The following is a 13197-nucleotide window of genomic DNA, read 5'->3' as shown; positions in this document are numbered from 1 at the left end:
ATCAACAAGGAAGCTTATCCATGACACTCAAACGTATTTTCGGCGCCGTTGCGCTACTGCTGACCCCGGCACTGGCCTTCGCACATCCGGGTCACGGCGACAGCGGCTTGATCGCGGGCATCAGCCACCCGATTGGCGGCCTCGACCACTTGCTGGCGATGGTCGCCGTCGGCTTGTGGGCCGCGCAGCAAAAAGGCGCGGCGCGCTGGGCGCTGCCTTGCACTTTTGTCGGCACCATGCTGATCGGCGGGATGCTCGGTTTTGAAGGGCTGGAACTGCCGGCGCTGGAAAGCGGGATCGCCGCATCGGTGCTGGCGCTGGGCCTGGCCGTGGCACTGGCGGTGCGTCCGCCGCTGGTAATGGCGGTAGCGGCGACGGCGCTGTTTGCGTTGTTCCATGGTGTCGCGCATGGCCTTGAGTTGCCGGAGATGAGCAGCCCTTGGGCTTACGCGGCAGGTTTTGTAGCTGCGACTGCGGCCCTGCATGCGGCCGGTTATGGCGTCGTGCGCGTGTTGCCGCAGGCTGCGGCGCCACTGGTGCGCTTGGCGGGTGCGGCTTCGGCGGCGACCGGGGTCTGGTTGCTGGCCGGCTGATCTCTGTCGCCTGTACCGGCCTCATCGCTGGCAAGCCAGCTCCCACAGGTCATTTGGTGTAGCCACAATCATGTGAACACCGAAGATCCCTGTGGGAGCTGGCTTGCCAGCGATGACGATCGATCAGACTCCGAGCCTCTAAAGGCTGCCGCTCTGCTACCATGTCGCGCAATCGCCCCAGCCGTGACGACGTCCGCCAATGCCCCATGCTTCCCGCTCCAAATCCCTGCCTGAATTGACCGCCCTGTTCACCGAGGTGCAGCAGCACTTCGTCAACGTGATCGTGCCGCTCTGGCAAGGCCCGGGCTGGAATGCCGACATGGCACTGCCCTACGAAGCACTCGACGCCGCGCACCAGCCCTTGCCAGCGCAACGTTATCGGGCGATGGCCTGTGCACGGCAGCTGTATCTGTTTTCCAGCCTGATCGGCGTTGTGGATAACGCAGAAGAGCGTGCGGCCGCGCTGTTCCGTTCTCTGCAACGACACTTCCACGATGCCGAACACGGCGGCTGGTTCTACAGCATCGATGCGCAGGGCAAACCGCTGGATCAGCGCAAGGATCTCTACACCCACGCGTTCATCCTGTTTGCCTGCGCGCATTACTGGGAAAAATCCCGCGAGCCGCTGGTGGAATCGACGTTGAACGCCGCGCTGGAAGTCATTGGTCAGCGTTTCGCCACCGGCGATGGCCTTTACGAAGCCTGCCTTGACCGCAACTGGCTCACCCTCGAAACCGGTCCGTTGCAAAACCCCTTGATGCACTTGGCCGAAGCCTTCCTCGCCACTCTGCACGTGCGCCAGGACAGCGCTACGCAACAGGCGCTACGTGAGTTATGCACAGCCATGCACAAGCGCTTCATCGACCCGCAACATGGCGTGATGATGGAAAAACCTTTGGGTGCTGTGGATAACTGGTACGAGCCAGGGCACCAGTTCGAATGGTATTTCCTGCTGCAATCGTCAGCGCTGCTGCGCGGTACGAAATTGCATTCGGCGCTTGATAAGGCGTTTGCCTTCACCGAGCAATTCGGCGTGGAGCAGCCCAGCGGTGCGGTGCGGGCGATGCTTGATCTGGAAATGGACGGACGTCCAAAAGATTCGACTCAGCGGATCTGGGCGCAGGCCGAATACCTGCGCGCGCTGACCTTGCGCCCCGACAGCGAGGCCGTGGTGCTGCATCAATTGCAGGCATTGCAACAGCGCTTTCTGCATGCCGGTGGCTGGCATGAGTGCCGCGATGAGCAGGGCGAAGTCAGCCGCAAGGACATGCCCTCGACCACCCCGTATCACCTGGCGACGTGCTACCGCGGCCTGGCTGAATATCTTCTTTGATTGATCTACCGTTATCGCGAGCAGGCTCATTCCTATAGTTGGAATGAATTCCCCTTTAAGAGTGAGCCTGCTCGCGATGGCCGTTATACGGTGTCTAGGCGATCCACTTCTTGTCGCCCGTGAAGCTGATGGTCAACCATCGCGCCGCATCCGGTTTGCCCAGCTTCGCGGAAATCTCTTCACGCAGGGCATCCAGTTGCCCGACGTTCTCCAGTCGGTAATCCGCCGGCAACACCACATGAATCTCGATAAACCGCGCCCGTCCGTGCTTCTGCACGTAGGACACATAATCGTCGAAACCATGCTCGGCCTTCGCCGCGTCCATCACCTGGCGTACGTGGTCATTCAGCGTGTCCGGTGCAATGCCCAGCACATCGCGTAATGCCGGGCCGAGGATCTTGAAGGCCGGTGTCAGCATGGTCAGGGCCAGTACGATCAGGATCAGCGGATCGACGTAAACCGCCCATTCGCCATAGCCCTGGGACTTGAGCAGCAGCGCCGTGAGAAAACTGATCAACAGGCCCACAGAAAGCATCGCGTCCACCAGCCAACTGATGTTGTCGAACTGGATCAGGCTGGATTTGAGCTTGCGATTGCGCCGACGCACGTAGAAGAAGTACGCGAACTCGACCACGGTAAACACGGCGGCATAGATGATCACCAGACCCAACTCAATGTCCCGGCCACCGTCAATGATGCCGAACACACCGTTGAGAAACGCGTAGATGGCAATCAACAGCAGGAAACTGCCTTCAATCAGCAGCACCATGGGTTCCAGATGCCAGAAGCCGAACTGGAAACGGTGATTGCTTTGCTTGGCGATCAGCTTGGCAGTGATCAGCATCAGTACTTTGATGAAGGTTGCGATCAGCGAGAAAAAACCATCGAACAGGATGGATTGGGAACCTGAAACAAAACCGGTGACGATCCCGGCAATCGACACGGCGAACATCAGGATGGTCGATTGTTTGAGCAGCGACTGCTCACCTCGGTTACTCACGTAGCCTCCTCTGAAAACCTTGAAAACCGCGGAGTGCGGTGGGGTTGCTGGGAGAGGAGTCTACCTTATCGGGATTTATTGCCTGTTTTGGCCCATCGCTGGCAACCCAGCTCCCACAGGATCGTCGGTGTACACAAACCTTGTAGTCGACTTGTTACCTGTGAGAGCTGGCTTGCCAGCGATAGCCGTCATGCAGTCTTAAGCCTTGTTCCGCTCGATGGCAAACCCGGCCCAGGTCTGGCTCACCGGCATCAATTCCAGGCTATTGATGTTGATATGCGCCGGCGCATTCATCACCCAGAAAATCGTCTCGGCGATGTCTTGCGGCTGGATCGGCTCGGCCCCGGCGTAGGTGGCGTTGTACCGTTCCTGATCACCGGCGAAACGCACCAGCGAGAATTCGCTCTCGCACAGCCCCGGCTCAATGTTGCTGACGCGCACGCCGGTGCCCTGCAAGTCGCAGCGCAGGTTCAGCGAAAACTGCTTAACAAACGCTTTGGTCGCGCCGTAGATATGGCTGCCAGGGTACGGATAGTTGCCGGCGATGGAGCCGAGGTTGACGATGCCAGCGCCACGACCATGGGCGATCAGGCGCGGCAACAGCAAGCGAGTGGCGTACATCAGGCCTTTGACGTTGGTGTCGACCATGGTGTCCCAATCATCCAGATCGCATTTCGGCGCAGGGTCCACGCCCAACGCCAGGCCCGCGTTGTTGATGAGGCCACGCAGTTTGGCGAACGATGGCGGCAGGTTGGCAATCGCCTCCTCCATCGCCTTGCGATCGCGCACATCAAGCACCAGGCCATGCACTTCAGTCTGCTTGGACAACTCAGCGCAAAGGGCGTTGAGGCGTTCTTCACGACGACCGGTTAGCACCAGTTTCCAGCCAGCCTCGGCAAAACGACGGGCGCAGGCTTCACCAAAACCGGACGTCGCGCCGGTGATAAACAGGGTGTTGGACATCGTGTTCTCCTTGCTTCGACCGCGAGGGCAGCCATTGGAATAGAAAATCAGCAGGCAGCATGCCCGGCCGCGCAAGCACGGGCAACACCCGCTCACTGTATAAAAAACAAACAATCGTTCCGACGCCATAGCCAGCGTGGCCTGTAGCCATGTGCACGCATGTTATCCACAGTCCCTTCCACAGTTTCCGGGGGCAAGTGGAAGCGCGCAAAGCCGCGCCACACAAGGCTTTGCGGGCGAAATGGAAAGTTTTTTGCTTGACCATGGAGCGCTACCTGTGCGGCACATGGCATTTTGCACGACAGGTCGGTTGGAGCAGTGATTGCGCGAGGCCAGTAATTACGGCCCTTAGCGGGGTCTTTCCAGAGTTTAATCACAGACTTATCCACAGGCTTTCACCCATCAGAACTGCGGCGATGCGGCCCCCACAAAAAGGTTGACAAAGACGTCTGCCACTCCAGCAAAAACGCCTGGTCAAAAAACAACCACACGCCTGAGAGCCACGGTTTTAAAGGGATTCAGCCAGCTACTCCCACGTTATTCACAGCCAGCTCCACAGCAAACGGGGACAAGTCAAAACTGTGGAAAAACAGCCATTTGCAGCGTCTATATGTCGCGCTTTGGCAGGTAGCGGAATTTGTTTTCCACAATTCTGGAAATTACACAATTCACCCGTGGGAGCGAGCCTGCTCGCGAAGTCGATGGCACATGCAGATAATCAGGTGACTGATACACCGCATTCGCGAGCAGGCTCGCTCCCACAGGGGATTGTGTTGAACTTGAGGGATAAAAAAGCCCCGAGGCTCGCGCGTCGGGGCTTGTGCATAACGATGTAACTCAGTGCCCGCCCAGATAGGCGTTACGCACCTCCTCGTTCACCAGCAACTCCTTACCGGTGCCCGTCAGGCGAATCTCGCCGTTGACCATCACGTACGCGCGATCCGACAGCTTCAACGCATGGTTGGCGTTCTGCTCGACGAGGAAAATCGTCATGCCGGTTTTGGCCAGTTCCCGCAGTGTCGCGAAAATCTGCTTCACCACAATCGGTGCCAGACCCAGGCTTGGTTCATCGAGCAGCAACAACTTCGGTCGGCTCATCAATGCGCGAGCAATGGCGAGCATCTGCTGTTCACCGCCGGACATGGTCATCGCCCGCTGCGTGCGCCGCTCTTCAAGCCGTGGGAAAAGCTCGAACATGCGCTGCATATCCTCTTTGGCGTACTTGTCGCCAATCGGGATGGTACCCATCAACAGGTTTTCCTCGACGGTCATGTCAGGGAACACCCGCCGTCCTTCCGGCGACTGCGCAATGCCGTTGGACGCGATGTAGTGCGATGACTTGTGGGTAATGTCGACGCCTTGATAAATGATCTGCCCGTTCGCCGCCCGGGGCTGGCCGAAGATCGACATCAGCAATGTTGATTTACCCGCTCCATTGGAGCCGATCAGGCTGACGGTTTCCCCTTCATTGATCTGCAACGAAACGCCTTTGAGTGCCTGGATCGGGCCGTAGAACACGTCCAGGTTTTTCAGTTCGAGGATCGGTTGGCTCATACCAGCTCCTCTTCGTCGGCGCCCAGGTAGGCGGCAATCACTTTCGGGTCGTTACGGATAGCTTCAGGTCCGCCTTCAGCGATAACGATGCCGTGGTCCAGCACCACGATGTGGTCGGAAATGCTCATTACCATGCCCATGTCGTGTTCGATCAGCACCACGGTCAGATCATGCTCGTCGCGCAGCAGCCGGATCATTGCGCTCAGCGCTTCGGTTTCCTGAGGGTTGAGGCCGGCAGCCGGTTCGTCGAGGCAGATGATCTGCGGCCGCGTGCACATGGCCCGGGCGATCTCCAGACGGCGTTGCTGGCCGTACGAGAGCTCACCGGCGAGACGGTTGGCGCAGTCGACCAGGTCGACCACTTCCAGCCAGTAGAACGCACAGTCCAGGGCGTCGCTTTCGGCTTTGCGATAGCCCTTGGTGTTAAGGATGCCGGCGAGCATGTTGCGGTTGACCCACATGTGCTGGGCCACCAGCAGGTTTTCCAGCACGGACATTTCCTTGAACAGACGAATGTTCTGGAAGGTACGAGCCAGGCCTGCGCGGTTCACCAGATGGGTGCCGCCGAACATCTTGTAGTACATCCGGCTGAGAAAGCTTTTCGGCGAAACGAAGTCGGTCGGTTTGAACGACTCACCCAATAGCTGGATGACGTTAGTCTGCTGCCCGCGCACGTTGAGTTCGATCTTGCCGCCGGACGCCTTGTAGAAACCGGTCAGGCAGTTGAACACCGTGGTCTTGCCGGCACCGTTGGGGCCGATCAGGGCGAAGATCGAGTTGCGTTTGACCTTCAGGCTGACATCGCTCAACGCCTTGATGCCACCGAAATGCATCATCAGTTTTTCAACAGAGAGTACGACTTCACTCATGGCGCAGTCCTCTCGTAGTGAATGGCACCTTTGCGTGGTTTGACCCCGGTACGGCTGATGCGAATCAACCCGCGTGGTCGCCAGATCATCATCAACACCATCAGAATGCCGAACAGCAGCACGCGATACTCAGCAAACCCGCGCAGCAGTTCCGGGGCGACGGTCAGCACAAACGCTGCAATCACCACACCGATGGTCGAGCCCATGCCGCCGAGCACGACGATGGCGAGGATCAGGGCCGATTCGAAGAACGTAAACGAGGTCGGGTTGACGAAGCCCTGATAAGTCGCGAAGAACACACCCGCCAGACCCGCCGTCGACGCGCCGATGGTGAAGGCCGAGAGCTTGACCAGTACGTGGTTGAGGCCCATCGAGCGGCAGGCGATTTCATCTTCACGCAAGGCTTCCCAAGCGCGACCGACCGGCATCTTCACCAGTCGATGTTTGATGTACAGCACGGCCAGCACCACGAGGAACAGCACCGCGTAGATGAAGTAGTATTTCACGTCCGGGTTGTAAGCGATGCCAAAAAACTCATGAAACGGCACCCCGCCATCCTTCGCGCGCTTGCCGAACTCCAGACCGAAGAACGTCGGCAGTGGTGCCGGCATGCCGTTCGGGCCGCCGGTCAGGGACAGCCAGTTGTTGAGGACCAGACGAATGATCTCACCGAAGCCCAGGGTCACGATCGCCAGATAGTCGCCATGCAGGCGCAGCACCGGGAAACCGAGGATGCAGCCGGCAAGCCCCGCGGTGATCGCCGCCAACGGCAGCACCGTCCAGAAACCCAGCCCCAGATATTGATAACCCAGCGCCAGACCGTAGGCACCGATGGCGTAGAACGCCACGTAACCGAGGTCGAGCAGACCGGCCAGGCCAACCACAATGTTCAGCCCCAGCCCCAACAGCACGTAGATCAACCCGAGGATGACCACGCCCAGCAGGTACGAGTTGGAGAAGAACGGCACGGCCACGGCCAGCAGAACCACCAGCGGGATAATCCAGCGCAGGCTTGATTTGTGATCGGCGGGCAATACATGCACACCCGACCCGGCGCTCTCGAATCCGTCGAGAATCTTCAGGCCCTTGGGCGTTTGCAGAAACAGGCTGAGGGCAAAGCGGCCGGCCATGACGATGGCAATGATCCAGGCCACGCGGGTCATTTCAAGGTTGAAGCTGTAACCGTCGAGTACGACACCGACGATCGGCCCGAAAACAATCAAGGCAATCAGACCGGCCAGAATCGCCTCAACCAGGCTTTTTTTGACATCAATGGATTTTTTAGTGGTTGAAGACATCGCTTACACCTTCGACACAAGAGGACGGCCCAACAGGCCCTGCGGCCGGAAGACCAGAACAAGTACGAGCAGCGAGAAGCTGAACACGTCTTTGTAGTCGGAGTTGACCAAGCCGGAGAACAGCGACTCGGAGATGCCGAGGATGATCCCGCCCAACATGGCGCCGGGCAGCGAGCCGATCCCGCCGAGTACCGCTGCGGTGAACGCCTTGATACCGATGATGAAGCCGGCGTAGAAGTCGAAGGTGCCGTAGTTCATGGTGATCAGCACACCAGCGAGTGCAGCCATGGCGGCACCGATGATGAACACGTAGGAAATCACCCGATCGGTGTTGATCCCCAGGATCGAAGCCATCTTGCGGTCTTGCTGAGTGGCGCGGCACATGCGGCCGAGCTTGGTGTACTTGATGATGTAGGTCAGCAGCCCCATGCCGACGAACGCGGCCACCAGAATGAAGACTTTGGTGTAGGTCAGTTGTACGAAGCCGGTACCGACTTCAACCCGCCATGCACCGGTCAGCAGCGTCGGAACGCCCTGTTGTTTGGCGCCTTGGGCGATCTGTGCGTAGTTTTGCAGGATCAGCGAAATACCGATGGCGCTGATCAGCGGCGCCAGCCGTGTGGAGTTACGCAGGGGTTTGTAGGCAACACGCTCGATGACCCAGCCATACACCGCCGTGACAACGATGGTGAAGATCAGGGTGCCGAGCATCAGCAGAGGGAAAGATTCGATACCGAAGTACGCCAGCAGAGCCAGACTGATTGCCGCCAGGTAAGCAGAAATCATGTAAACCTCGCCGTGGGCGAAGTTGATCATGCCGATGATGCCGTAGACCATTGTGTAGCCGATGGCGATCAGGCCATAGACCGACCCGAGGGTCAGGCCGTTGACCAGTTGCTGCAGGAAAATACCATCCATAACGCAATCTCACGCAGTGAGAACCTGCACATCGTTGATGTGCGGTCCTTCTAGGAAAAATACAGAATTACGTCGGAGCAATGTCAGCCACGATCCGCCCGTCCCACACCGTTCCTGTGGGAGCGAGCCTGCTCGCGAATGCGGTCGATCATTCAACACATGTGTTGGCAGTCATTCCGTCTTCGCGAGCAGGCTCTCTCCCACATTGGATTGGTGGGGTTCAGGCAATCACGTCAGCCCTTACTTCTGTTTTTCCAGCTGGTGGTATTTGCCGTCCTTGTCCCACTGGTAAACCACGTAGTCGGAGACTTTCAGGTCGCCCTTGGAGTCCCAGGCTTTCTCGCCCATGACGGTTTTCACCGGGTTTTTCTTCAGCCAGGCAGCAGCTTCTTCGCCCTTGTTGGACTTGGCGCCGTTGAAAGCGGCGGCCAGGGTCTGAACCGAAGCGTAGGCATACAGGGTGTAGCCTTCAGGCTCGGTGCCGGCCTTGCGGAAGGCATCTACCACAGCCTTGCTGTCGGGCAGCATGCGAGGGTCGGCGCCGAAGGTCATCAGCACGCCATCGACGAATTGCGGGCCGCCAGCGGTGGTCACCAGTTCGTCGGTAACGATGCCGTCATCGGACATGAACTTGACGTCTTTGAGGCCTTGCTCACGCAGTTGACGAACCAATGGGCCGGCTTCCGGGTGCAGACCACCGAAGTAGACAACGTCGGCGCCAGCACCGCGGATTTTGGTGACGATGGTGCTGAAGTCTTTTTCACCACGGGTCAGGCCTTCGTACAGCACCGGGGTCACGCCGCGCTTGACCAGTTGGGCCTTGGTTGCATCGGCCAGGCCCTGACCGTAGGTGTCTTTGTCGTGCAGCACGACGACTTTCTTGCCCTTGAGCACGTCGACGATGTAATCGCCGGCAACGATGCCTTGCTGGTCGTCACGGCCGCACATACGGAACATGGCGCTCAGGCCGCGCTCGGTCACTTGCGGGTTGGTGGAACCCGGGGTGATCGCGATGATGCCCGCTTCGTCATAGATTTCCGACGCTGGAATGGTCGAAGAGGAGCAGAAGTGACCGACCACGCCGGCAACTTTCTGGTTGGTGAGGTCCTTGGCGACCGTCACGGCCTGCTTCGGTTCGCAGGCGTCATCGCCCTTGACCAGTACGATTTTCTCCCCGTTGACGCCGCCTGCTGCGTTGACCGCATCAGCCGCTGCCTGTGCCCCCTTCATGTACTGCTCGCCAAATGCCGCGTTGGCGCCAGTCATTGGTCCCGCTACACCGATTTTCACATCAGCTTGAGCAAACGCAGAAACACCCAACGCAGTAGCTACTGCGAGGGCCAGAAAGCCTTTCTTGTAAAACGTCTGGGACATGAGGTGGTGCTCCAAGGTTTTTTTTAGTTGGCACTGCGACTTCACTTCTCCTGATGCTCAGAGCAAGGGCCGTGCCATCGGTTTTTTATTCTTCAAAAAGTCGCTGCTTTCTTGTTATTTCGACTGTTTCGTTCCCATTTTCATTGGGCGTGCAACCGTCTAAACCGCGGAAGGTGAAACCATTTATTTCTTCAGGCGCAACCCACTCGCGCCATCATTGCAACCGCGGCACCAATCGACGTGCAACCAGCCTGTAACAGCCCGCGTCACCGAACTGCACACTGCTGGTGCGGGACTGCTACAACCCGCACCATTACAGGCTAGTCGCTAAGCGAAAAAGCGCCGCTCCACGCAACATATTTCAACAATCAGATGACGATGCGCAGGCACTGGCCCGCGTGATACAGCGAAAACCCGGCCTCGTAGAGACAACTGCGCAACCCCACGCCTGCCAGCGGCTGCATCGGTGCAAAGGGAATTGGCAGGGCCTGAGGATTGCCATTACACAGGTAATCGGCGAAGGCCTTGCCCACCACGGTGCCGGTCGTCACGCCACGGCCGTTATAACCGGTGACGGCAACCAGACCGGGCGCCGGTTCGAACAGGCGCATCAAGTGATCGGGCGTGAACGCAATACGCCCTGTCCAGGTGCATTCCCATTCGACAGGTTTCAGATTGGGGAAATAATGCTGTTGCACCCGATCGGCCCAGGCCTTGAGAAACCAGGCCGGTTTCTGATTGCCGTTGCCGAGACTGCCGAGCAACAACCGCCCTTCTTTGTCGCGGCGAATGCTGCTCAACACTTGCCGCGTATCCCACGACCCCTGCCCGCCCGGCAGAATGTCCTGCGCGGCATCTTCGGTCAGTGGCACCGAGGCGACCTGATAGTAGTAACCGGGGAAGAAGTTGCGCTTGAGTTCGGTCCAGTCGCCTTCGGTATAGGCGTTGGAGGCGATCACCACTTGCTCGGCCAGCACCGAACCGTGCTCGGTCTGCACTGACCAATGTTGCCCCACGCGCTCAAGTCGAGTGACCGGAGAATGATCAAACATCTGCCCACCGAGGCTGATCACGGCATTCGCCAGACCGGTGACATACGCCATCGGATTGAGCGTGCCGGCGCGACGATCAAGCAGGGCAGCGGCGATTTTCTGCGTACCGGTGGCTTGTTCACAGGCCTTGCCGGTCAGCAATTCGACCGGTGCGCCGCGGCGTTTCCATTGCTGCTCACGACTGCGCAGATCCGCCTCGCCCTTGGCGTTGTGCGCCATGTGCAACGTGCCTTCGCGGCGTAGCTGGCAATCGATGCTGTACTTATCCACAAGGCTGAACACCAGTGAAGGCGCGGCCCCGAGCATGCGGTTGAGCTGGCTGCCGATCGCCTCGCCGAAACCGGCTTCGATCTCGTCCGGCGGGATCCACATACCGGCGTTGACCAGTCCGACATTGCGCCCGGAGCCGCCGTGACCGGCACGATGAGCTTCCAGCAGGCAGACGGTTTTGCCTTTTTCCAACAGATGCAGTGCCGCCGACAACCCGGTGAACCCGGCGCCGATCACGCAGACATCAACCTTGACCTCACCCTTGAGCGCCGTGTTATCGGGCCTTAGTGGCGTGAGCTTTTCCCACAGACATTCTTCGCGTAACGGCATTGCCAGACTCCAACAGAAACCTGCCAAACACACTGGTGATCCTGTGGGAGCGAGCCTGCTCGCGAAAGCGGCGTTTCAGCCAACTTTGATGTCGACTGACTCATGGTCTTCGCGAACAGCCACGTTCCCACAGGGAAAGAGCCGCCCTGATATCAGTCGAACGTAATGCCCTGCGCCAGCGGCAACTCCAGCGAATAGTTCACGGTGTTGGTCTGGCGGCGCATGTACCCGCGCCAGGCATCGGAGCCCGACTCACGACCGCCACCGGTCTCCTTCTCGCCACCAAACGCGCCGCCGATTTCCGCGCCGCTCGGGCCGATATTGACGTTGGCGATGCCACAGTCGCTGCCGACCGCCGACATGAACCGTTCGGCCTCGCGCACATCCGTGGTGAAAATGCACGATGACAGGCCTTGCGGCACAGCGTTGTTCAGGCGCAGCGCTTCCTCGAAATCGCTGTAGCCGACCACGTACAGGATCGGCGCGAAGGTCTCGCTGCAGACCACGTCGCTCTGCTCCGGCATTTCAACAATCGCTGGCGAGACGTAGTAAGCACTGGGGAATTGATCCTGCAATTGACGCTTGCCGCCGAACACCCGGCCGCCCTCGCTCAACGCCTGCTCCAGCGCATCCTGCATGTTTTCGAAGCTGTGTTTATCGATCAGCGGGCCGATCAGATTGCCTTCCAGCGGGTGGCCGATACGCACCTTCGCGTACGCAGCCTTGAGGCGAGTGACGATTTCTTCCTTCACCGACTCGTGGGCAATCAAGCGACGCAGCGTGGTGCAACGCTGGCCAGCAGTGCCGACCGCGCTGAACAGGATTGCGCGCACGGCCATGTCGAGGTCGGCACTCGGACCGAGGATCATCGCGTTGTTGCCGCCCAGTTCGAGAATGCTGCGCGCGAAACGCGCAGCGACTTTGGGCGCCACTTCGCGGCCCATGCGGGTGCTGCCAGTTGCACTGATCAGCGCCACTCGCGGGTCATCGACCAGCGCCTCACCGGCGTCACGGCCACCGATGATCACTTGGCAGAGACTCGCCGGAGCATCGCTGAAATTCTTCACCACGCGGTCAAACAGCGCCTGACAGGCCAGCGCCGTCAGCGGGGTTTTCTCCGAAGGTTTCCACACCACCGGGTTGCCGCAGACCAGCGCCAGCGTGGTGTTCCACGCCCACACGGCAACCGGGAAGTTAAAGGCGCTGATGACGCCAACCACGCCCAGTGGATGCCAGGTTTCACGCATGTGGTGGCCCGGACGCTCGGAGGCGATGGTCAAGCCGTACAGTTGGCGGGACAGACCGACGGCGAAGTCGCAGATGTCGATCATCTCCTGCACTTCACCCAAGCCCTCCTGAGTGATCTTGCCCGCCTCCCACGAGACCAGCTCGCCGAGATCGGCTTTGTACTCGCGCAACACTTCGCCGAATTGGCGCACCAATTCGCCGCGGCGCGGGGCCGGCACCTTGCGCCACGCTTCGAACGCATGATCTGCGCGACTGATGTGCTGCTCGACTTCGGCCGGGCCTTCCCAGTTGACGGCGGCAATGCGGCTGCCGTCGATCGGCGAATGCACCGGCACTTTGCCGTTCTGATAAAGGGCCGGGTTCACACCAAGACGATCAAGCAATGCGGCAACCAT

Annotated in this window: 11 protein-coding genes; 2 read left to right on the top strand and 9 right to left on the bottom strand. The window is 59.3% G+C overall.

Going from position 1 to position 13197, the window contains the following annotated elements:
• Positions 1 to 20: 20 nt before the first annotated feature.
• Entirely contained in the window at positions 21 to 593 is a 573-nt protein-coding gene (locus H8B20_RS18880; protein ID WP_210624169.1) for a HupE/UreJ family protein, read from the top strand.
• Between the two features lie 199 nt (positions 594 to 792).
• Positions 793 to 1926: an AGE family epimerase/isomerase gene (locus tag H8B20_RS18875; protein WP_210624168.1), complete on the top strand. Its 1134-nt coding sequence runs from the start codon at positions 793 to 795 to the stop codon at positions 1924 to 1926.
• A 94-nt stretch (positions 1927 to 2020) separates the two neighbouring features.
• On the opposite strand, the gene H8B20_RS18870 is transcribed toward H8B20_RS18875, so the two are convergent.
• The 9 genes from H8B20_RS18870 to amaB all read right to left on the bottom strand — a co-directional run bounded on the left by H8B20_RS18870 (position 2021) and on the right by amaB (position 13197).
• Positions 2021 to 2926 (bottom strand): cation diffusion facilitator family transporter, encoded by a 906-nt coding sequence (locus H8B20_RS18870; RefSeq protein ID WP_115145920.1) that lies wholly within the window; start codon positions 2924 to 2926, stop codon positions 2021 to 2023.
• 198 nt (positions 2927 to 3124) lie between these two features.
• On the bottom strand, positions 3125 to 3889 hold the full coding sequence (locus tag H8B20_RS18865; protein WP_008087168.1) for an SDR family oxidoreductase: 765 nt from the start codon (positions 3887 to 3889) through the stop codon (positions 3125 to 3127).
• 837 nt (positions 3890 to 4726) lie between these two features.
• Positions 4727 to 5443: an ABC transporter ATP-binding protein gene (locus tag H8B20_RS18860; protein ID WP_150594063.1), complete on the bottom strand. Its 717-nt coding sequence runs from the start codon at positions 5441 to 5443 to the stop codon at positions 4727 to 4729.
• Positions 5440 to 6312, bottom strand: a complete 873-nt coding sequence (locus H8B20_RS18855) for an ABC transporter ATP-binding protein (RefSeq protein WP_016985385.1) — start codon at positions 6310 to 6312, stop codon at positions 5440 to 5442. The genes H8B20_RS18860 and H8B20_RS18855 overlap by 4 nt, the downstream gene beginning before the upstream one ends.
• Positions 6309 to 7610, bottom strand: a complete 1302-nt coding sequence (gene livM / locus H8B20_RS18850) for a high-affinity branched-chain amino acid ABC transporter permease LivM (protein ID WP_210624167.1) — start codon at positions 7608 to 7610, stop codon at positions 6309 to 6311. Before livM ends, H8B20_RS18855 begins: the two co-directional genes overlap by 4 nt.
• A 3-nt stretch (positions 7611 to 7613) precedes the next feature.
• Positions 7614 to 8528 carry an ABC transporter permease subunit gene (locus H8B20_RS18845; RefSeq protein WP_042557415.1) on the bottom strand — a complete coding sequence of 305 codons (915 nt, stop codon included), beginning with the start codon at positions 8526 to 8528 and terminating at the stop codon, positions 7614 to 7616.
• Between the two features lie 240 nt (positions 8529 to 8768).
• Positions 8769 to 9902, bottom strand: a complete 1134-nt coding sequence (locus H8B20_RS18840; RefSeq protein WP_042557414.1) for an ABC transporter substrate-binding protein — start codon at positions 9900 to 9902, stop codon at positions 8769 to 8771.
• A gap of 368 nt (positions 9903 to 10270) precedes the next feature.
• Complete coding sequence (gene amaA, locus H8B20_RS18835) at positions 10271 to 11554, bottom strand: L-pipecolate oxidase (RefSeq protein ID WP_210624166.1); 1284 nt, start codon at positions 11552 to 11554, stop codon at positions 10271 to 10273.
• A gap of 152 nt (positions 11555 to 11706) precedes the next feature.
• Positions 11707 to 13197 (bottom strand): L-piperidine-6-carboxylate dehydrogenase, encoded by a 1491-nt coding sequence (gene amaB / locus H8B20_RS18830; RefSeq protein WP_210624165.1) that lies wholly within the window; start codon positions 13195 to 13197, stop codon positions 11707 to 11709.

This window comes from Pseudomonas sp. P42 (genome assembly GCF_017973755.1).
Taxonomy (GTDB): domain Bacteria; phylum Pseudomonadota; class Gammaproteobacteria; order Pseudomonadales; family Pseudomonadaceae; genus Aquipseudomonas; species Aquipseudomonas iridis.
The sequence above is the reverse complement of the archived record's forward strand: the minus strand, read 5'-3'. Positions and strand labels throughout refer to the sequence as shown.